Genomic DNA, 19,869 nt, shown 5'->3' with positions numbered 1-19,869 from the left:
CCGACTGAAGAATAGTTTAAAATAAAAGTTTGTAACTACTGTGATTACAACTTATTGTTATAGAAACATAAATTCCTACTGGATAGCCTTCATGCTCATAAAACAACTAAAAACACTCCTCCTGCCTCTCACTCTGCTTACTCTGGGTGGGTGTGCCAGCTACAGCATTTCAGAACAGGAGATGACAGATTATCTGCAAGAGAATGTTGCTCTGGAACAATCAGTCGGGATTGAAAACGTCATGTATGCTCAGGTTGCCGTGGATGATCTCAATATCAAAATTGGCCGTGCAGACGCTGAACGCATTTCTGTTTTTGCCAATACCAACGCAAAAGTAACGCTGCTCAGCAGTCAGAACCTGGGCCTGGATTTAGACATAGAGTTCAGTGCGATTCCTGAGTACAACAAGGAGAGCGGTGAAATTTTTCTTAAATCACTTCGACTGGAGAAGTTTGAAGAGAAGAATAAGCAGCTTACACCAGAGATCGAGCGCTTCTTAAAGCCTGCAGTATCTATGTTAGGCTCTGCGCTATCTAACCAGCCTGTCTATAAGCTAGACAGCAATAAAGTGCAGGAAGCGATGCTGAAATCCACCAATCCAAATCTGGTGATTAAAGACCATAAGCTAGTGATTGAATTATTCGACTAAGTTAGTTTAACAATAGAAAAGGGCCTGACTGAGTGATCAGTCTGGCCCTTAGTTTTTACAGGTATCGTCAGGTTATTCTGACACTATCTCCACTTTATGGAACAGGCGATAAAGCACAGGTACGACAATAAGGGTAAGGATGGTCGCAAAGCCTAAACCAAACATTATCGTTACCGCCATTGGCTTAAAGAAGGTATCCGGCAGCAGCGGAACCATACCCAGAATCGTAGTAATTGCAGCCATACAAACCGGACGAACACGGCTTAGCGCAGCATCTACGATAGCCACGTACGGTTGCTTACCAGACTTAATCTCAATCTCTATCTGATCAAGAAGTACGATACCATTCTTAAGCAGCATCCCTGACAAACTCAGGAAGCCCAGCAGCGCCATAAACCCAAAAGGAGTATCAAGCAGCAATAGGCCGCAGGAAACACCAATAATGGCTAGCGGTACCGTACACCAAATAATGATTGGTTCTTTAACCGAGTTAAACAGGAATACCGTTACCAGGAACATAAACAGATAACCAAGTGGCATTGTCTGGAATAATGACTTCTGAGCGTCTGCTGAAGACTCATACTCACCGCCCCACTCCAGGAAGTATCCTGATGGAAGCTCAATCGCTTCGATCTGAGGTTGCAATCTCGCCTGAAGCGTTGCTGCTGTCTCATCACCTAAAATATCCGGGTCAGCCATCACGGTTAGCATGCGCTTACGGTCTTTACGAATCACCAATGGGTCTTCCCAACGCATATCGTAGCCCTGAGTCACCTGTGCTAACGGAATGTAGTCACCTATTGCCGGAGACCAGATATTCATCCCTTCGATAGCACTGATCGATTCACGCTCTTCTAGAGGCAGTCGGCCAACAATTGGCATTAATGTCGTACCATCACGGTAAACACCCACATTTAAACCAGAGAACGACATGCTAAGGAAATCGTCGATGTCCGCTTTCGTCACACCATAACGGCGCGCCTGACTCTCATTGAACACAGGCTCAAATACCTTAGTACGTTCACGCCAGTCATGACGAATGTTTGTGGTTCCCGGATCGGCTCGCATGATGTCGGTAATCTGAGCAGCAATCTCTCTCAACACATTCGGATCGGAACCGACCACTCGCGCTTCAATTTTCGCACCGCCACCTGGGCCAAGTTCAATCTTATTCAACTTGTACTGAATTTCCGGGTAATTCGCTTCGATATGACTTCTGAAACGAACCATCAGCCCATCCAGAACTTCAAATGACGTAACCCTGATGGCCAGCTGACCATAAGCGGCATAGCTACTCTCAGGTGCGTAGGTCAGCATAAAGCGCTGCAAACCCTGACCCGCTGTTGAAGTTACGTACTCTGTTTCTTCTTGCTCTGACAGCCAGCTATTAAGCTCATTGAGTTTCTCGTTCGTCGATCGAATGTCCGTCCCTTCTGGTAACCAAACATCGGTCAGGAACATAGGAGTCGTTGATGACGGGAAGAATGACTGCTTAACATGACCAAACCCATAGATACTCGCTGCTAAAGCAACAAGTAACACAGCTACAGTCAACCAGGCGCGCTTCATGCAGAACTCAAGGAAACCTTTGTAAACAACAAAGATCATACCATTGTAAGGATCTTTTTCTTCCTCCTCACTTTCAGAAGGCGTGGTTTCTTTAAAGAACAAGTCGGCAAAAAACGGAGTGAGTGAGATAGCGGTAAACCAACTCAGCATCAAGGAGATAAGCAGAACCGAGAACAAGGTTCCACAGTACTCACCCGTTGCATCATCGGACAATCCGATAGGCGCAAACGCAGTTACCGCGATAACGGTCGCCCCAAGCAAAGGCCATTTTGTCTGGGTAACGATAACTGTCGCTGCCTGAAGCTTAGTCCGCCCTTTCTGGGTACCTATGAGTATCCCTTCTACAACCACTATGGCGTTATCCACCAGCATCCCCAAGGCGATAACCAAAGCCCCCAAAGAGATACGCTGGAGCTCAATCCCCATGTATTGCATGAAGATGAAGGTACCCAATACCGTGACCAGAAGAATTAACCCGATCAACAAACCAGACTTAATTCCCATAAAGAACAGAAGTACAACAATAACGATAGCAACGGCCTGACCAAGGCTGATTACAAAGCCGCTAACCGACTTGTCTACTTCTTTTGGCTGACTATAAACCTCAGAAATATCGATACCAATTGGCTGCTGGAACTTAAGTTCCGCTAAACGACGTTCAAATACCTTACCCACCTCAACAACGTTTACGCCTTTACTGAATGAAATACCTACGTTCAGCGCTAAATGTCCGTTGTAGTTGATAATGTTTGAAGGAACTTCAACGTATCCACGTTTGATTTCAGCTACATCTTTCAGGTAGATAAGACCTTGCGCTCCCGTGTCATTCAGTATCAAATCACCAAGCTGTTCAACATCCTGGAACTCACCTGTTGTATGAATTCGAACATACTCATTCCCTACTCTCAGCGCACCAGAATCACTCACCGTATTCTGAGTAGAAAGAAGGTTAAACACCTTATCCGGTGAAATTCCCAGTGTGTTAAGGCGCTTCATTGAAATTTCAATGAACACTTGTTCCTGCTGGTTACCTGAGATGCTGACCTTGCCTACACCATCAATCAGCTCTAACTCACGGCGCAGATAATCTACGTAGTCGAGTAGCTCTTTGTAGTCGTAACCTTTACCAGACACAGCCAACAGAATCCCGAACACATCACCGAAGTCATCCATTACTATCGGGTCCTGCACACCCGGAGGTAACTGCGCCTTGAGATCGTTTACCTTACGTCTAAGTTCATCCCAAATCTGGGGGAGATCATCGGGGCCATAGTTGTTCTTCATGGTCACCGTGATCTGAGATAATCCCCGGCTGGAGACCGACTTTATCTCATCGACGTAAACTAACTGCTGAATTGCTTTTTCCAGTGGATAGGAGACTTCTTCTTCCACCTGAGTAGGGGTTGCACCCGGATAACTGGTCACAACCATTGCGTCTTTGATAGTGAAGGCTGGGTCTTCCAGCCTGCCCAGTTCAAAGAACGCAGAAGTACCACCAATCAGAAAGATCAATGACAACATCCAGCTAATAACACGGTTCTTTATAAAATAGGCAGCTACGCCTGTCACTTGTTCGTTATCCGTTTCTTCTGAACCAATTTGAGTATTGGCTTGCACGTTTTGCTTGCTCATTATTGCGCCTCCTGCTCAATTGGCATGACTTCTGCTCCCTCAGATAGCCTTGCTAGTCCGGCCACCACTAGTTTTTGACCCGGCTGCAGTCCACTTAAAACTTGTATACTGTCGAATGCAATTCTTCCTGTCTCCACCTTGATTCGGGTAACAGTATTGTCATCATTAAGAACCCAGACAAACTTGTTTTCCCTGTCTAACGCTTCGCCATCAGGGTTAGTAATAGACTCGATTGGAATAACAATGCTTGATACTGAATCTAAAGCGACGTCACTTTTATCGGCATAAATTTCAACTGCCATACCATCTAAGATGAGCTGGTTATCCGGCATAGGCATCGTAAGCGTAATGGTATAAGTTGCCGTGGCTGGGTCTTGCTCTGTGGTGTACTCTTTCAGCTTAGCAATGTACTCATCACCCGACGCGACACGCACGACAACTTCGACTGCCTCTTTATCGAACTCTTTACGATTGATAAAAATCTGGTCGGCAATCTGCGCCACAATATCTACTTCGTTCGCATTGTGGATATTCACTATCTGCTGACCAGCCCGAATATTTTCAAACTGTTCAACATTAATACGTGAAATGATGCCGTCCATAGGGGCACGCAATTTGGTAAACGTTAGCCTTAGCTTGGCTAAATCAAGCTCTGCTTTTGCCCTCTTTCTTTGAGCGGCCAGCTCATCAAACTGTGACTGAGCCAAGAGCCCTTTTTTAACCAACTGAGCTGAACGTTCATACTGACTGTTCGCCACATTGTAGGCCGCTTGCGCATTGTCGACGGTCAGCTGAAAATCGGTTGGATCAATTTCAGCAATCACATCACCTTTTGCTACAAGATCACCTTCATTTACGTTCAGTACGCTCACTTCACCAGAAACGCGAAACGCTAACTGAGATCTGTCAGCAGCACTGGCAATAGCAGGTAAATAAGCTCTATCATCCTGATGAGAAAGTTTATCCCCCAGCTGAATCACTTTCACCCTGGGCAAAGGTTTATTGTTTTCGAGCAGTGGCTTACCGCATCCGGCTAACAATAAAGAGGAGATAAGAGCGGTTGCAAAATAGTTCATCTTCATTTTATAACCCCTCTTCCTTGATCCATTCACGGATCTTCATTCCAGCTTCCGTACCACCAACTCCAGATACGATGACACGGTCTCCGTCACTCAAACCGGAGGCGACTCTTCCTCTCTCATCCAAAGTAATAGCGACTTTCTCCGTCAGGCTTTCGCTGTTTACGCGCCAAACAAACTGAGAACCCGATTCATCAATAATGGCGCTCTTTGGTATCAGACTTGCGCCCTCTTTAGGAAACAGAACTTCTACCTGGCCGGACATTCCTGGTAAGACCGAGAGCTCTTCAGGACTGTCCATCACCATAGTCACTTTGTAGCTTGCTGTTTTCGAGTCGGATTCTGTATCGATCTCTAAAAACTCAACCGTATAAGACTTGTTAGGAAATGCGTCGAAGGTAACCTGAGCAAGTTTGTTTTCCGTTTCTGCACCGGAGGTTCTTGCTCTGCTTAAGCGCGATAACAGATGATCCGGCATTTGGAATATTATCTTCAGTACCTTGGTGGACTGAATGTTCATTACAGCCTCACTCGCGCTCACATACTCAAAATTCTCGGAGTTAATATAAGAAATGGTGCCATCATAAGGTGCTATTAACTTGGTGTATCCAAGGTTTGCTGATGCTTGATTTAGAGATGCTTTTTTTGAGTTGTAATTTGCTTTAGCTTCGTCGAAATCCTGTTCTGAAACTACTCTGTCTTTACGCAGTTTCTCCATTCGACGGAACTGAACATTGGCCAACTCAAACTGTGCCTCTGCTTCTCTCTCCATGAGTGTGTACTCATCCGGGTTCAGCTCTGCAAGAACATCACCTTTCTTCACTATATCTCCGGAGAAAACCAATACATTTTGTAGCTGACCGGGAACACGAAACGCCAGAATGGCTTTGTCACCGGCTTGTACAGTCGCGGGGAAGGTTCGGGAACTCTCTTTTGTGCCAACTGAAACAGTCATCAGCTTGGCCGGGCGGGAATCAGGTTCCGGTACAGGCGCTTCTTCTTTAGAACAACCAGTCAGCAAGGTAGCCAACCCTAAAGAAGCTATGAGTCCGAAAGCATAGGATTTATATCGGTACATATAGCATCATCCATGTCATTATTTTTCAATACTGACTTATGATATTAGCAAATGTAACTAACTTTAACCTTATGATTACAAGAACTTTTTATTTTTATAACCAGACATAGGGCCTACCGCACACTATGCGTATGATTCTGCCGTAGTTAATGGGTATCAATGCCAGCTGGCCTCATCACCGCGAACCTCAAATACAACCGATTCATTAACCCCCGTTAACTGACTGATTCTAATCGGTCTTCCCTCTTCATCCAGCTCCACTAGCCCTATACCGGAATGATTGAATAACCTTCTTCCAGAGGTTGCACCTACAGGCTTACGGGGTGTGATTCGCATCTTACGTCTGAGTGTGAACCAATTGAGTGGAGAACGTGGTGAATAGAGCCAACGATTGAGCTTATCAAGCACCGCAAGTAACGGTTCCGGGAAACTGTTCCGCAAACCACTGCTGCATATCTGCCAGATATGAGGGCTATTGTGCCGTCCGCGCAGTTCAACATCGTACACGAAGGAGTAGTGAACATCGCCACTGAGTACAACAAAGTTTTGTGGGGTTTTACGGTGACAAAAAACATTGAGAATACCGTTGGCAGTACCCGGATGCGCCATCCAGTTCTCCGCATCCACCGCCAGAGGATGACCTAAAAATGTCACCACCTTTTGAATCACTTCTATCAGCTTCACGCCAAATATCGGTGCTGCAGACACTAATAGAACCGAGGAGTGTCCACTCAAACGCCCCTGCAACTCTGTCAATGCTTCCCAGTCGAGAAGCCCTGATGGCTGAAACTCAGAAGATTCACTTCTCCAGCGACGTGTTCGTGTGTCGAGAACAATCAGTGGAGGGCTTGTATCCCATTCAAAATCCCAGGCTTCAAGTTTGATTAACCGATCAATCAGGTCTTCGTACTTTGTGTCTCCCAGTTGCTTCATCACGCTCTGAATTTGATCCAGCAACGCAGCGCTAAAGGCTTCAGGTTTATTCCCCCACGCCTGATTAATAAGATAGGCAAGTAACCCGTTGCCAATCATTCTTTTTGATAACGGATGGTTGTAGACGGTCTCTTCCCAGTTTCTGTGCAGATTAAAGTCATCCGTCACATCATGGTCGTCCATAATCATCGCCACTGGCAGATGCGCAAACACACGTTGAACACCCGGTAATCCTGCTACGAACTGATTAATAACCTCTCGTTCTTGTAAATACAGCTCTTGCTTTTCCCCGCTCAGCCCTTTAGGCATAGAAAGATCTACCAGACACCATGGAACCTGGGACCAGGACAGCAGATAGCAAGTTAAGTATTCACCCAGGCTTATTAAGTGATTGTCTGCTGTTGAACTGGTGAATATCGGTTTACGAGCACCGCCAAACAGCACTTTAACCAAATTCCGATTATCCTCGCTGCTTGGCAGCAAGTGATCCCTTCCATAATAACTGTCCGGGTGCAGATAAAGCTGCTCACTGGTCATGGTGGAACTGTTAACCGGTTCCGTATCCCATTGTTCCATCGGAAACGACAACTTTTCAGAAAGGTGATGTATGGCCTTAAGCATAGGGCCAGCAACATCATCAGCGTAGATTTGATCGCCAGACATCATCAATATAGAAGGCCACGCCTTTGGTGAATCATCGTTAGTCTCTGATAACAGATTTTGTAGGTGTTGATCAGCAACCACCAGCCCATCGATACCTGAGTAATGAGGTTTTCGACAAGAACCATGCAACAAGCTTTGCACCTTTCTTGGAACCCGAAACTGCAACATATCCTGCCCCGGATAGAGAAGCTCAGGCATCAGTTCCACGATATCCATCCAACCATCATCAGAGCAGTCTATTGGACGAATCTGTAACTTGTATTTGATGATACTGTCGAAAGGCAGTGGCTCTGAGAGTGTTAGGTTAACCAGGTGGTACTTAAGTTGGGGAGAAAAAGACAAACAACGATAATCACCGTTCCCAGAACTCAGCTCGTAACTTTGACTAGCGACAGAGTCAGGATACAGACCCAGTTTTATCTCGATATCTGCCGTCGTCGCTAACCAGAAAGCGAACTTATCTGTTGATACTCGTCTTAAAATGGGCCCCGCAAGCACAAGGGGAAGCTGATGATTCTGTGGCATAACCAATAACAAACTCGTCCTTTTCTTATCAGTAATACTTTTCGTTAATACTTATCGTTCATAATAATAGCTTACTGAATAATCTTGAGTTTCCAAAGTCTGTTTTCAATCCTTTACAAACCCAAACGTATTAGTTTTACCTTTATCCATCTGATCCTATTTCAGAGTTTCTACGTACTCTAAGGAAAGTTAAAAAAGGAAAAAACTGAACTATGCCTGCTCTCAATTTACCTCACACACAAGATGGCACTTCTCTACCTCTGAAAGAGAAAGTTTTTCCTTTGCCAATTGTGCTCTTTCCGGGAGGACGGCAAAGAATCAGAGTTGTTGAAGCGAAATACATAGATCTTTTAGCAACCGCATTAAAGCTAGAAAAAAAATTCATCATCGCCTTTGACATCGAAGGTGCGAATGAGCCCTATCATTGGGGTGTTTGCGCCACTGTGGTTAACTTCAACCGAACTGAAAATGGCTTCCTACTGGTGGACGTTGAAGCCGTATCCCTGGTGACTCTCACAGACTGCAGTAAAAATGATCGTGGCGAATGGGAAGCGCACGCACACTACGCTCCACATTGGACTATGATTAACAGCAGAGTGGATACAGGAAAACTCTCCGAAATACTGGATAAGCTGTTTCGTTCATACCCACAAATATCAGGCCTATATGACGACACCAGACGCGACAGTATTGAGTGGGTGTGCGCTCGACTTATTGAGCTTCTTCCTGTTCCTGTCAGCGCAAAAAAAATGCTCTTAAAACCAATTGATTTTCAATCAGTTATTTCTTTTTTGGAATCGATCGTTGATGAAAACTACGACTTAAGTGATCCCAATGCAAATAGCGCCCGTATTGAAAATTAATTCTGGTTAAGGACTTAATCAAGGTGAGAGCATGACGCAAACTGTTAACACAACGAGCATTAAAAAGGAGACTGCGATTAAAGCGCAAAACCTGATGCCAGATGATTTGTCTCAATGCCTGTCGTTTGTCGCTACGCAGCGAAATAAGCAGGCGTTTACTATCTTGTTCAAGTACTTTTCTCCGAAAATCGTTCGCTTCGGGGTAAGAAAACTCGGCAACGAAGCCCTTGCGAAAGAACTCGTACAGGAAACCATGAGCAATGTCTGGCAGAAAGCCCATCTGTACAATCCAGAGAAAGGGGCAGCCACGACATGGATTTACACCATAATGAGAAACTCCGCATTTGATATGCTGCGAAAAGCAAATTTCCGCTCTGAGCAGCAACTGTCCGACGATATCTGGCCACTCGACGCAGTTGCTGAATCAGCACATGAAGAAGAGAGTGATTTTGCCGATCATCTTCAGTCCCAACAGATTTCAAAGCAAATAGACATGTTACCTGAAGCCCAAAGAGTTGTAATAAGAGGTGTCTATTACCACGGTTTATCTCAGGAACAGCTGGCTCAACAGCTCGGTGTTCCTGTTGGTACTATCAAGTCCAGGATTCGGTTAGCACTAGGGAAACTTAAGCAGCATATGGGAGAAACTGATCATGATTAATTATCACCCAACTAAAGCTGTATTAGAGCAGTATGTAAATGGTGACTTGCCTGCAACCGTATCTGTGATTGTTTCAAGCCACATTGAATTGTGCGAACAGTGTCGTGAGCAAGTAGCCTTGTTAACTGAGCAAGCGGCAAATGAGATTTTTGTCGAAGACGACTTTTCTTCCACAGAAGAAGATCTTAACGCTATGTTCTCGGATCTGGTGTCAAACATCTCTGAAACCAGTTTTTCTCTGGATGAGGAAGAGCTGGAGATGATAGAAGCCATCGCTTCCAATGATTCAGAGCAACCATTGAGCAACCCTCCTCAAACTATTGTTGAAATAGAAGTGGGTGGAAAACGAATAGCTTTGCCAAGAGCGATGAAGTCCATTGCATTGAGTGACTGGAAAGGCATAGGCAAAGTGTCTCGCTCTCGCCTTGCTCTTGAAGACAGCAATCTTAAAGCCAGTTTGCTTCATATCGATAAAGGTGGAGAGATTCCTGCGCACACTCACAAAGGTTTCGAGATTACCTTGCTACTTGAAGGCAGCTTTAAAGATGAGATGGGCGAGTACCATGTCGGTGACTTTATCTGGCTCGATGGTGAACACAACCACTCACCTGTCACGGAAGAAGGCTGTATCTGTCTGACGGTTTCCAGTGACGCGCTTCAGTTCACCAAAGGTGTAAGTCAGCTAATCAATCCTCTAGGCAAATACATCTATTAAGGAACAATACGATGATGACCAAACTTAAACTAGGTATCAGTGCATGTGTCGCGGGATATAAGGTTCGCTTCGACTCTGGGCACAAAAAATCTTTCTTCTGTACAGAAGAGTTAGGAAAGTTTGCCGATTTTGTTCCCGTTTGTCCTGAAGTTGCGGTAGGGCTACCCACTCCTAGACCAACGATACGACAGATTGCTCATGGTGATGTCATTACTGTCTCAAGACCAGACGGCAGTGGTGACGTGACTGAAGCCTTAAAAGAGTTTGGTAAACAAACCATCGCAACACAGAAAGATATCGCTGGCTTTATCTTCTGCGCTAAAAGCCCAACTTGTGGCATGGAAAGGGTTAAGGTTTATCACTCCCATGGCAAAGGTTCCGAATCAAACGGCGTAGGTGTGTTCGCTGAACAGATCATGAAAGGCAACCCATGCTTGCCTGTAGAAGAGAATGGCAGGCTGAATGACCCGATAATCCGTGAAAACTTCATCACACGTATTTTCGTCTATCAACGCTGGTTAGAGCTTAAGGAGTCTGAGATTACCATGCACAAGTTGATGACTTTCCACCAGGCACACAAATACCTGTTGATGAGCCATCACGTAGAGAGTTACAGAGAGCTTGGACGCTTGCTTGCGCAACCTGATGTCAATCCAGATGAGTTGGCCGAAGAATACATTCTGGGTCTGATGACTGCTCTCAAAGTCAAAGCAACGAGACGTACGCATACCAATACGCTGATGCATATTCAGGGGTATTTTAAGAAACAGCTTAGCAAAGGGAAAAAAGAGGAACTAACAAGTGAAATTCACGCTTACCGTGAAGGGACAGCGCCATTGCTTGTGCCTCTGACACTCATCAATCACTACATTCGAGAGTATCCAAATGAGTATCTTGAAAGTCAGGTATACCTTAACCCACATCCGAAAGAACTGCGTCTAAGGTACGGGTATTGAACAGTCTGTTATGGGTTCGTCGTGACTTGCGGCTTCACGACAACCCTTCTCTAAGTGCATCGATAAAGAATGGCGCAAAAAAAGCCGTTTACATCTCTACTCCTCAGCAGTGGAGCTATCATCACGAATCACCGATAAAAATAGATCTAATCAAAAGGCATCTTGAACAGTACTCCTTACAACTTGCAAGCCAGGGGATCGAACTTGTTCACCTTCAGGCCAATGACTATGCTGACCAAGTGCAAACACTTAAGCACTACTGCGTGAACAACCATATCGAACAGGTATTTGCGAACGCAGAGCCGGAACTCAATGAAATCGAAAGAGACAAACAAGTTCAGCAACAACTCGATATTCAGCTTGAGCTATTTGACTGTGACGCCATCGCTCCAAAAGGAAAGATACTCAATCAACAGGGAGAAATGTTCAAAAGCTTCACTCCTTTTAAACGGGTTTGGCTTTCTTACGTTCGTCAGTTTGGCATCGATTACAGTTTAACTCCCGACGTATCTACGAAACGCGGCAACAAGCTTGATATACCTTTCGATTACCCTAAAGCGGACTCAGGACACTGGCCACTTAGCCAGACCGTCTTAGAAAAAGTGTTGCCAGATTTCTTCACAAACAAACTTGAACTCTATTCCAGACAAAGAGATTTCCCCGCAATTAAAGGGACATCAGGCTTGTCCGCTTACTTAAACATAGGTGCTATCAGCGCACGCTGGGTAACAGCCAAACTTATCGAGCGAGACCCTGACATCCTCTACGATTCGGAACATCCGGCAGCATCATGGTTGAATGAGCTTATCTGGAGAGATTTTTATAAACATCTGCTTTACCACTTTCCTGAACTGATTAGGGGACACAACTTTAAGTCCGGTTTTGAACACCTGATCTGGAAAAACGACCCTAAAGACTTCGACGCATGGTGCAACGGGTACACAGGCTACCCTATCGTTGATGCCGCGATGAGGCAATTGACTCAGACGGGCTGGATGCACAACAGGTTACGCATGATAACTGCGAGTTTCCTCACTAAGCATTTGCTTATCGACTGGCGTTGGGGCGAACAGTTCTTTATGTCGCATCTTATCGATGGTGATTTCAGCGCAAACAATGGCGGCTGGCAGTGGGTAGCAGGAACCGGTTGTGACGCTCAACCTTACTTTCGTATTTTTAACCCGATTACCCAGAGTAAAAAGTTTGATCCAAACGGTGAGTTCATCCGTAAGTATTTACCAGAACTGGCTAATGTGCCCGACAAGCATGTCCATTTCCCTCATGAATACCTTGAGAAGAATGAAATGAGTCACTTGTATTGGCCCTCAATAGTTGAACACAAATTTGCCCGACTCAGGGCTCTGGATTTTTATAAGAGATAATTTATGAAACAAGCTCTCTGGTTAGAACAATTTATTAAAGTTTATAGCGAATTAGGTACCAGAGATTTTGAGGTACTCAACTCCATCTATCATCCTGATGTTGAGTTTAAAGATCCTATGCATCGCATAATCGGGTCAGATCATCTCATCGATTACTTTGAATCCATCTATACCAACGTGAACAGTTGCCAGTTCGATATCCATAGAGTGATTGAGTCGGAAGATGAAGCTGCTCTGTACTGGAATATGTCTTATCAACACAAAAAACTGAATGGCGGAAAAACAATTGTCGTTGAAGGCCATTCACATCTCATTGCTAAAGACGGGCTGGTGATATTCCACCGGGACTATTTAGATGCAGGTGCCATGGTTTATGAACATGTTCCCTTGCTCGGTTCTGTCATCAGGTCGATTAAAAACAGGATGAGTGATGTATGAATATCATGATAACCGGGGCAACGTCTGGAATAGGAAAAGAGTTGGCCCTCACTTATCTCAATAAAGGTGACACTGTATTAGCCTGCGGTAGAAACCGAGAAAGACTTGATGAACTCGCCACTGAGAACGGCCAGCTAGTTCCGCTTCAGTTCGATCTCACCGATTACACTAGTTACCCAGATATCGAACAAGAAATAGATGTGCTTATATTAAACGCCGGTGACTGTTACTACATCGATGACCCTCTGGAGTTTGATGCGGAAACATTTGAAAACATCATCAAGGTCAACGTGATTTCTATTGGGTACTGTTTGCAAAAATGGTTGAAGAATATAAGACGTGGAGGACGTTTGGTATTGGTAAGCTCGAGTGCGGCGATCCTTCCACTGCCAAGAGCTGAAGCTTACGGAGCCTCTAAAGCGGCACTAACCTATCTGGCTAAAACACTCTCTGTCACTCTGAGTCGTCACGAAGTCTCTGTTTCTGTCGTACAACCCGGATTTGTCGATACCCCTTTAACCGAGAGAAACACCTTCCCAATGCCTATGCTTATATCAAGCACGGAAGCAGCAAGCAAAATAGTGGAAGGAATTGAGCGTGGGAAACCCGAAATCAACGTTCCATTCCGCTTCGTATTTATTATGAAGTTCCTTCGTATGCTACCCGATTTTGTGTGGCAACGCCTGGCCCTAAGGATGTTATAAAATGAAAAAAATAGCGATAGTCGGCTCTGGTATATCAGGCTTAACGTCAGCCTACTTATTGGACAAAGATCATGATGTAACCGTATTCGAAAAAAACGATTATGTTGGTGGTCACACCGCGACAATAGACATTACTCATAATGGTCGTGATTACGCTATCGATACCGGCTTCATCGTTTTCAACGACAGAACGTATCCCAATTTCAATAAGTTATTGAGCCAGCTCGGCATCAACCGAAAACCGACTGAAATGAGCTTTAGTGTCCATAATCGCAATAGTGGCTTTGAGTATAACGGACACGGAATCAACTCATTGTTTGCACAGCGCGTTAATATTATTCGACCTGTTTTCTGGAAGCTAATCTATGAAATTATAAAGTTTAATCGCCTATGCAAAGCGCTTTACCACAGCGATGACATCGCACCCAAAGAAACACTCGGAAACTTCTTAAACAAAAACGGATTTTCTTCTTTCTTCGCAGAGCACTATATCTTACCTATGGGCGCTGCAATCTGGTCTTCCAGTCTTGAAGAGATGACATCCTTTGAACTTAGGTTCTTTATCCGATTTTTTTACAACCATGGGCTGCTTAATATTACTGACAGACCCCAGTGGTATGTCGTACCCGGAGGCTCCCGTTCTTATGTAGAAGCCTTGTTAAAGCGACTAAAGAAACCGATACAGACTGGTGCTGACATTTCTTCCGTTTCCAGAGACGAACGAGGTGTTACGGTTAATTTTGCATCCGGAGAAAAACAAGAATTTGATGAAGTCATCTTCGCCTGCCATTCAGACGAAGCTATAGCTCTGCTTGAAGAACCAAGCGAACTGGAACAAGAAATACTCGGTGGCATTCCATACAGCCGAAATGAAGTGGTATTACACACAGATATTAGCCTGTTACCAAAGAGAAAACTCGCATGGGCCAGTTGGAATTACATGCTCGATGGGAACGCTACCCGGCCTGCTTGTGTCACTTATGACATGAATATCCTGATGGGCATTGAGAGTGACGACACATTTTGCGTCACTTTGAACCAGACGGACTCGATTGATAAGCAAAAGATAATACGGAGCTTTGTTTACCATCACCCTGTACTCAACGCTGACAGCGTCACATCTCAACAGAGAAGAGACGAAATCAATGGCAAAAACCACACCCATTTTGTCGGAGCTTACTGGTACAACGGGTTCCACGAAGACGGAGTAAAGAGTGCTGTCACTGTCGCAGAGCGTTTTGGAGCATCCCTATGAATAATAGCGGTATTTACTTCGGCAACGTTCGCCACAGGCGCTTTGGTGATATTCCTCATGAGTTCGACTATCAGATTTACATGATGGGTATCGATCTGGACGAGGTTGAGCTCATCTCAAATGAAAGTAGGTTGTTTGGTCAAAACTGGTTCAACCTCATCCGATTTCAAGAAAAAGACTACCTAGCCGGTGATCTCGGTTCGCTAAAACAGCGTATTGCAAAGAAAGTGGAATCACTTGGTGGTGTTTGGAAAAGCAGTAACAAAGTCGTGATGTTAGCGCAATGTCGCTGCTTAGGCCTCTACTTCAGTCCGGTCAATTTTTACTTCTGCTATGACGAAAAAGAGCAGTGTAAGTACATGCTGGCAGAAGTGAGTAATACCCCCTGGAAAGAGAGACACTATTATCTGGTCGATCCAAATTTGCCAGATGTGACTCAAAAGGATTTTCACGTTTCACCTTTTATGACACTAGACATGAAGTACCACTGGAAAGTAACGCCTCCCGGGAAAAATGCACTGGTTCATATTGAAAACCATCAGGATGTAAAAGTGTTTGATGCAACATTGGCACTTAAAAAGAGAGCATTTAATGCCCGCCAGCTATCGAAGACAGTGGCGACAATACCCTGGATGACAATGAAGATAGTTACGGGGATTTATTGGCAGGCATTAAAACTTTTTCTAAAGCGGGTTCCTTTTGTAACCCATCCGGGAAAGAGCTCCGGACAACAGTTATAACCAGATTTTGAGGTCGATATGGAACATCTTTTAAAGCGCAGAAACGAAGTGACATTGTCAGGTACGAAATCAGAAGTTAAAAAGCCTGTAGCAAAGTATCGCACCTTGGTTCACTCCCTTCTAAACCGACTCACAGACTCGTGTCTGGTGATATTGGAAGGCAACAAGAAAATTGTTTTTGGGGATGAGTCTGCACCGATACATGGCAAGATTGTAGTTCACGATGAAAGCTTCTATCGAGATTCTGTTTTAGGAGGTAGCATTGGTGCGGCGGAAGCCTATTTGGATGCGAAATGGACCAGCCCGGATCTCACTCAAGTCATTCGTATCATGGCAAGGAATCAGCCTCAATTGGAGGAACTCGAAAGTAAGACTTACTTTCTGAGCAAGATAAAAAACTGGTGGTTGAGAAGACAAAACCTGAATAACGAGAGCGGCTCAAAACGCAACATTCTTGCCCATTATGATATAGGCAACGACATGTATCAGCGATTCCTCGACCCAGCTATGCAGTACTCTTCAGCTATATACAGCCCAGAAGCCTTGACGCTCGGAGAAGCGCAGAAAAACAAGATGCACCTTATCTGTCAACGACTCGATATAAAACCTGATGATCACGTGATCGAAATAGGAACTGGCTGGGGTGGTTTAGCTATATACATGGCACAGGAAATAGGTTGCAAAGTCACTACGACAACCATTTCTGATGCTCAGTTTGAGTACGCACAATCCAAAGTCAAAGCGTTAAACCTGGAAAATAAAATCACTCTGTTAAAGCAAGACTACCGTAAGCTTGATGGCAAATACGACAAACTGGTTTCAATTGAAATGATAGAAGCCGTGGGTCATGAGTTTCTGCCTACCTTCTTTAGTAAATGCTCATCATTGCTGAAGCCAAATGGAAAGATGTTGATTCAATCCATCACGATTGCTGACGGACGCTACGAGACATACCGCAAAGGCACCGATTTTATTCAGAAGTACATATTTCCTGGTGGCTGTTTACCTTCCATTGCAGCAATTACAGCTCACATGAGCCAGTACACTGATATGGTGGTGAATGAGATTCAGGATATCGGCCTACATTACGCCAGAACCTTAAAAGACTGGAACCAGGCTTTCGAAAAGAGTTGGCCTGAGCTAAAACAACTGGGCTACAGCGAAGACTTTCGTCGCTTATGGTTGTTCTACCTTTGCTATTGTGAGGGCGCATTTATAGAACGAGCGATCAGTACCCACCATATCGTTGCTCGCAAACCACGTTATCTGGACCAAAACGATGAAGCGGTTCTGGATTATTAATCTGGTCCTGTTTCAGGCCAGTTGGGTAGCAGCTGCGTTTTACACATCTTACGCAGCTATGGTTATCGGTTTACTTGTCGCGATACACATTTACTTATCTCCAAGCCGAATCAGTGATGTAAAACTGCTGATTTTGGTGATACCCGGTATTCTCGCAGACACATTACACATACAGGCAGGTACATTTTATGCGGGTAATAGCTTGTTCCCACTGTGGCTAATTCTGCTCTGGTGCATGTTCATTATGAGTCTGAATCACAGCCTGAAGTGGCTTGCGAATAAAAAGCTCTACTGGGCGGCACTGTTTGGTGGTGTTGGCGGTACAAGTAGTTACTTAGGTGGTGTTAAGACCGGCGCCTTATCCACAATTATGCCGTTAGAGACCACCGCCTTTATTCTCGCTTGTTCGTGGGCAGTGTTGTTTCCTCTTCTCATCCTTGGTTATCGGTATATTCAGGAAAACACACGGGAGTTAGCATGAATCTAATTAAATGGTTACCTTTGCTTCTGGTCAGTTTTAGTATCTTTGCCTCTCCGGTTTCGTCCTTAAATAAGCAAGGTGAAGGTGAGATGAATTATCTGTTCTGGACGTTGTATCAGGCGGAGTATTTTAAGAACTCATCTTCTGCTTCTAATAACCATGCGAAGGAAGCTCTGAGGATTACCTATCAGAAATCCATATCCAGACAAGCGCTAATAAATGCCACTCATGATCAATGGTTAAAGCTTGGGTATAAAGATGAACAAGTGTCTGGCTGGTTAACATCTCTATCAACCATTTGGCCGGATGTAGAACCCGGTGATCAGTTAACGCTTGTTATCAAGCCTTCAGGCCACAATGAGTTTTATTTGTACGACCGAATGATCGGTAGTGTACCTGATGAGAAGTTTGGGGAAGCATTTCTCTCTATCTGGTTATCTGAAAACACATCAGAGCCTAAGCTGAGAAAGCAATTACTGGGAAGCCAACGATGAAACAGTTAGTTGTATTTTGCCTTACATTAATACTCACGGCCTGTGGTTCAGCGAGCCTTGATGAGCATGGCTCAACTACTCCAGATCTGAAACTAGAGGAGTTCTTCTCAGGTGAGTTGAAAGCGTACGGAATGGTTCAGGATCGCTCTGGAAATCTTCTCAGACGATTTGAAGTCGATCTGCTAGGTTCCTGGGAAGGTAATAAAGGGAAGTTAGAAGAGTGGTTCCGCTTCGATGATGGCGAGAAATCCACACGTACCTGGTATTTAGAAAAGACAGAAGACAATAACTATCAAGGCTACGCTGATGACGTTATCGGAGTAGCAAAAGGGCAAACCAGCGGCTCAGCTCTGTACTGGACATACGAGTTGGAGATAGAAGTTGACGGCTCGCTTTACGAAGTGACACTCGATGACTGGATGTTTTTGATCGATGAAAACCGCTTGTTCAACGTTACAGAAATGACCAAGTTCGGTTTTAAGGTCGGCACACTAACGCTTTATATCGAGCGGGTATAAACTATTCTCTTAGTTATCAAGCAAATTACATTTTTTACGCATAGCTGGATCGCTAATAATTTGACAACTGGCACTAGTTTCAGAACCAGTTTCTGGTAGTCTCCATTCAGATTTGAACTGTATCTTGTTGCAAGGAAATATAATGACACCAGCTCCTATTAAAGATCCTATTTCATACGATGATTTCGCCAAGCTTGATATTCGAGTGGGGAAAATAACTCAAGTTCTGGAAGTGCCTAAGTCGGATAAGTTAATGAAACTGATAGTAGATTTCGGAGACCACGAACGCTCAATACTTGCAGGCATTAAACAAGAACGTGAAAACCCACAGGAAATAGAAGGGAAGCAAGCCTTGTTTGTTGTGAACTTACCAGAAAGAAAGATGGCGGGTGAGCTCTCTCAGGGAATGCTTTTTGATATCGGCTACGAAGACAAAATCACACCTGTTTTAGCCATGCCAGAAAGCGATGTTCCAAATGGTAGCCGAGCGGGATAAGACGCACCGCTATTATTAAAGGGCTCAAAAGGTAGAGCAACCATCAATTGATGATTGCTCTTAAGATTCACAACCCAGGCACCAGCTTTTAGTGTTTAAAAAACACCATTTGAGTTAGCAATATCACCACCACTAATTAGAGAATAAACTCTCATTGAGAAATCAAGCGCTTGTATTGAGTCCCAATGTTCTACAATTCTGCCATCTTCGATGCGCCAGGTATCGATAATATTCATACCCTTTTGATCATTCCCTCTGTCCTCTTTGTTTAAAGTGGCATGGGAGTGAAAAATCACGTAGTCCCCATCAACATAGATGTGCTTCACATCGTAAGCATAGTCAGGGTATTCCTCGACAAACTCCTGGAGAAAACCGACCAAGCCAGTCACTTTATCAGGCAGATTTCGATTGTGCTGAACGTAAGCGCTATCGTTATAGTTCTCCAGAACGTAATCGAAATTGTGATTGTTCATGAGATTTTGAACAAAGTCAGTAACGAGTTCGGCATGTTCCATCTCTTGCTCAGTCCAGTTTGTTTTCTGATGAGATGGAAGATCAATGATTAGTGTATCTTTCGATTGTGCAAAAGCTACTGTGCTCGCTAAAAGAAGAATAAATGAGGTCATTACTTTAAACATGGTTAACTCCAATCGTCGCCTTATTAAGTATATATTGATAACTATGGTAATTAATAGTAACCTGCATTACAAGAAGGCACTATTTGCTTAGCTAGGCA

20 protein-coding genes are annotated in these 19,869 nt (G+C 44.4%); 15 read left to right on the top strand and 5 right to left on the bottom strand.

Translation table 11 applies throughout. The features are described 5' to 3' along the window. The first annotated feature begins 91 nt into the window (after positions 1 to 91). The gene (locus SNR28_RS00430; protein WP_375749047.1) at positions 92 to 649 is read left to right on the top strand and encodes a DUF1439 domain-containing protein; all 558 of its coding nucleotides are present in this window, start codon (positions 92 to 94) and stop codon (positions 647 to 649) included. 72 nt (positions 650 to 721) lie between these two features. On the opposite strand, the gene SNR28_RS00425 is transcribed toward SNR28_RS00430, so the two are convergent. From SNR28_RS00425 to SNR28_RS00410, 4 genes are all read right to left on the bottom strand, one after another. Then, positions 722 to 3,850 carry an efflux RND transporter permease subunit gene (locus SNR28_RS00425; protein WP_375749046.1) on the bottom strand — a complete coding sequence of 1,043 codons (3,129 nt, stop codon included), beginning with the start codon at positions 3,848 to 3,850 and terminating at the stop codon, positions 722 to 724. After that, positions 3,850 to 4,932, bottom strand: a complete 1,083-nt coding sequence (locus tag SNR28_RS00420; protein WP_375749045.1) for an efflux RND transporter periplasmic adaptor subunit — start codon at positions 4,930 to 4,932, stop codon at positions 3,850 to 3,852. The genes SNR28_RS00425 and SNR28_RS00420 overlap by 1 nt, the downstream gene beginning before the upstream one ends. A 1-nt stretch (position 4,933) precedes the next feature. Next, a complete protein-coding gene (locus tag SNR28_RS00415) occupies positions 4,934 to 6,007 on the bottom strand; it encodes an efflux RND transporter periplasmic adaptor subunit (protein WP_375749044.1) in 1,074 nt (357 codons plus the stop codon). 156 nt (positions 6,008 to 6,163) lie between these two features. Continuing rightward, entirely contained in the window at positions 6,164 to 8,128 is a 1,965-nt protein-coding gene (locus SNR28_RS00410; RefSeq protein ID WP_375749043.1) for an alkaline phosphatase family protein, read from the bottom strand. Positions 8,129 to 8,340: 212 nt separating this feature from the next. On the opposite strand from SNR28_RS00410, the gene SNR28_RS00405 reads away from it, so the two are divergent. From SNR28_RS00405 to SNR28_RS00340, 14 genes are all read left to right on the top strand, one after another. Beyond that, positions 8,341 to 8,991, top strand: coding sequence for an LON peptidase substrate-binding domain-containing protein (locus SNR28_RS00405; protein WP_375749042.1), 651 nt, complete (start codon positions 8,341 to 8,343; stop codon positions 8,989 to 8,991). 31 nt (positions 8,992 to 9,022) lie between these two features. Next, positions 9,023 to 9,652: a sigma-70 family RNA polymerase sigma factor gene (locus tag SNR28_RS00400; protein WP_375749041.1), complete on the top strand. Its 630-nt coding sequence runs from the start codon at positions 9,023 to 9,025 to the stop codon at positions 9,650 to 9,652. Beyond that, entirely contained in the window at positions 9,645 to 10,367 is a 723-nt protein-coding gene (locus SNR28_RS00395) for a ChrR family anti-sigma-E factor (RefSeq protein ID WP_375749040.1), read from the top strand. The genes SNR28_RS00400 and SNR28_RS00395 overlap by 8 nt, the downstream gene beginning before the upstream one ends. An 11-nt stretch (positions 10,368 to 10,378) precedes the next feature. Further along, on the top strand, positions 10,379 to 11,323 hold the full coding sequence (locus tag SNR28_RS00390; RefSeq protein WP_375749039.1) for a YbgA family protein: 945 nt from the start codon (positions 10,379 to 10,381) through the stop codon (positions 11,321 to 11,323). Further along, positions 11,320 to 12,705 carry a deoxyribodipyrimidine photo-lyase gene (phrB, locus tag SNR28_RS00385; RefSeq protein ID WP_375749038.1) on the top strand — a complete coding sequence of 462 codons (1,386 nt, stop codon included), beginning with the start codon at positions 11,320 to 11,322 and terminating at the stop codon, positions 12,703 to 12,705. The genes SNR28_RS00390 and phrB overlap by 4 nt, the downstream gene beginning before the upstream one ends. Before the next feature lie 3 nt (positions 12,706 to 12,708). Next, complete coding sequence (locus SNR28_RS00380) at positions 12,709 to 13,143, top strand: nuclear transport factor 2 family protein (RefSeq protein ID WP_375749037.1); 435 nt, start codon at positions 12,709 to 12,711, stop codon at positions 13,141 to 13,143. Continuing rightward, on the top strand, positions 13,140 to 13,847 hold the full coding sequence (locus SNR28_RS00375) for an SDR family NAD(P)-dependent oxidoreductase (protein WP_375749036.1): 708 nt from the start codon (positions 13,140 to 13,142) through the stop codon (positions 13,845 to 13,847). The genes SNR28_RS00380 and SNR28_RS00375 overlap by 4 nt, the downstream gene beginning before the upstream one ends. Before the next feature lies 1 nt (position 13,848). Further along, positions 13,849 to 15,102 (top strand): NAD(P)/FAD-dependent oxidoreductase, encoded by a 1,254-nt coding sequence (locus SNR28_RS00370; protein WP_375749035.1) that lies wholly within the window; start codon positions 13,849 to 13,851, stop codon positions 15,100 to 15,102. Next, entirely contained in the window at positions 15,099 to 15,842 is a 744-nt protein-coding gene (locus SNR28_RS00365) for a DUF1365 domain-containing protein (protein ID WP_375749034.1), read from the top strand. Before SNR28_RS00370 ends, SNR28_RS00365 begins: the two co-directional genes overlap by 4 nt. An 18-nt stretch (positions 15,843 to 15,860) precedes the next feature. After that, the gene (locus tag SNR28_RS00360; RefSeq protein WP_375749033.1) at positions 15,861 to 17,144 is read left to right on the top strand and encodes a class I SAM-dependent methyltransferase; all 1,284 of its coding nucleotides are present in this window, start codon (positions 15,861 to 15,863) and stop codon (positions 17,142 to 17,144) included. Further along, on the top strand, positions 17,122 to 17,625 hold the full coding sequence (locus SNR28_RS00355) for a DUF2878 domain-containing protein (RefSeq protein ID WP_375749032.1): 504 nt from the start codon (positions 17,122 to 17,124) through the stop codon (positions 17,623 to 17,625). The genes SNR28_RS00360 and SNR28_RS00355 overlap by 23 nt, the downstream gene beginning before the upstream one ends. Continuing rightward, positions 17,622 to 18,119: a chalcone isomerase family protein gene (locus SNR28_RS00350; RefSeq protein WP_375749031.1), complete on the top strand. Its 498-nt coding sequence runs from the start codon at positions 17,622 to 17,624 to the stop codon at positions 18,117 to 18,119. The genes SNR28_RS00355 and SNR28_RS00350 overlap by 4 nt, the downstream gene beginning before the upstream one ends. After that, the gene (locus SNR28_RS00345; protein ID WP_375749030.1) at positions 18,116 to 18,637 is read left to right on the top strand and encodes a DUF3833 domain-containing protein; all 522 of its coding nucleotides are present in this window, start codon (positions 18,116 to 18,118) and stop codon (positions 18,635 to 18,637) included. The genes SNR28_RS00350 and SNR28_RS00345 overlap by 4 nt, the downstream gene beginning before the upstream one ends. A 142-nt stretch (positions 18,638 to 18,779) precedes the next feature. Next, entirely contained in the window at positions 18,780 to 19,133 is a 354-nt protein-coding gene (locus SNR28_RS00340) for a tRNA-binding protein (protein WP_375749029.1), read from the top strand. A gap of 95 nt (positions 19,134 to 19,228) precedes the next feature. Here the strand turns inward: SNR28_RS00340 and SNR28_RS00335 are convergent, their stop codons facing one another. Continuing rightward, a complete protein-coding gene (locus SNR28_RS00335; RefSeq protein WP_375749028.1) occupies positions 19,229 to 19,771 on the bottom strand; it encodes a nuclear transport factor 2 family protein in 543 nt (180 codons plus the stop codon). Between the last annotated feature and the right edge of the window lie 98 nt (positions 19,772 to 19,869).

Source organism: Vibrio iocasae, assembly GCF_042245395.1.
GTDB lineage: Bacteria > Pseudomonadota > Gammaproteobacteria > Enterobacterales > Vibrionaceae > Vibrio > Vibrio iocasae.
Note: the sequence above shows the minus strand (reverse complement) of the source record. Positions and strands in the feature narration are given on the sequence as shown.

Coding starts and splice junctions, on each gene's coding strand:
- SNR28_RS00430 (WP_375749047.1), top strand. CDS start 92: ATGCTCATAAAACAACTAAAAACACTCCTCCTGCCTCTCACTCTGCTT.
- SNR28_RS00425 (WP_375749046.1), bottom strand. CDS start 3,850: ATGAGCAAGCAAAACGTGCAAGCCAATACTCAAATTGGTTCAGAAGAA.
- SNR28_RS00420 (WP_375749045.1), bottom strand. CDS start 4,932: ATGAAGATGAACTATTTTGCAACCGCTCTTATCTCCTCTTTATTGTTA.
- SNR28_RS00415 (WP_375749044.1), bottom strand. CDS start 6,007: ATGTACCGATATAAATCCTATGCTTTCGGACTCATAGCTTCTTTAGGG.
- SNR28_RS00410 (WP_375749043.1), bottom strand. CDS start 8,128: ATGCCACAGAATCATCAGCTTCCCCTTGTGCTTGCGGGGCCCATTTTA.
- SNR28_RS00405 (WP_375749042.1), top strand. CDS start 8,341: ATGCCTGCTCTCAATTTACCTCACACACAAGATGGCACTTCTCTACCT.
- SNR28_RS00400 (WP_375749041.1), top strand. CDS start 9,023: ATGACGCAAACTGTTAACACAACGAGCATTAAAAAGGAGACTGCGATT.
- SNR28_RS00395 (WP_375749040.1), top strand. CDS start 9,645: ATGATTAATTATCACCCAACTAAAGCTGTATTAGAGCAGTATGTAAAT.
- SNR28_RS00390 (WP_375749039.1), top strand. CDS start 10,379: ATGATGACCAAACTTAAACTAGGTATCAGTGCATGTGTCGCGGGATAT.
- SNR28_RS00380 (WP_375749037.1), top strand. CDS start 12,709: ATGAAACAAGCTCTCTGGTTAGAACAATTTATTAAAGTTTATAGCGAA.
- SNR28_RS00375 (WP_375749036.1), top strand. CDS start 13,140: ATGAATATCATGATAACCGGGGCAACGTCTGGAATAGGAAAAGAGTTG.
- SNR28_RS00370 (WP_375749035.1), top strand. CDS start 13,849: ATGAAAAAAATAGCGATAGTCGGCTCTGGTATATCAGGCTTAACGTCA.
- SNR28_RS00365 (WP_375749034.1), top strand. CDS start 15,099: ATGAATAATAGCGGTATTTACTTCGGCAACGTTCGCCACAGGCGCTTT.
- SNR28_RS00360 (WP_375749033.1), top strand. CDS start 15,861: ATGGAACATCTTTTAAAGCGCAGAAACGAAGTGACATTGTCAGGTACG.
- SNR28_RS00355 (WP_375749032.1), top strand. CDS start 17,122: ATGAAGCGGTTCTGGATTATTAATCTGGTCCTGTTTCAGGCCAGTTGG.
- SNR28_RS00350 (WP_375749031.1), top strand. CDS start 17,622: ATGAATCTAATTAAATGGTTACCTTTGCTTCTGGTCAGTTTTAGTATC.
- SNR28_RS00345 (WP_375749030.1), top strand. CDS start 18,116: ATGAAACAGTTAGTTGTATTTTGCCTTACATTAATACTCACGGCCTGT.
- SNR28_RS00340 (WP_375749029.1), top strand. CDS start 18,780: ATGACACCAGCTCCTATTAAAGATCCTATTTCATACGATGATTTCGCC.
- SNR28_RS00335 (WP_375749028.1), bottom strand. CDS start 19,771: ATGTTTAAAGTAATGACCTCATTTATTCTTCTTTTAGCGAGCACAGTA.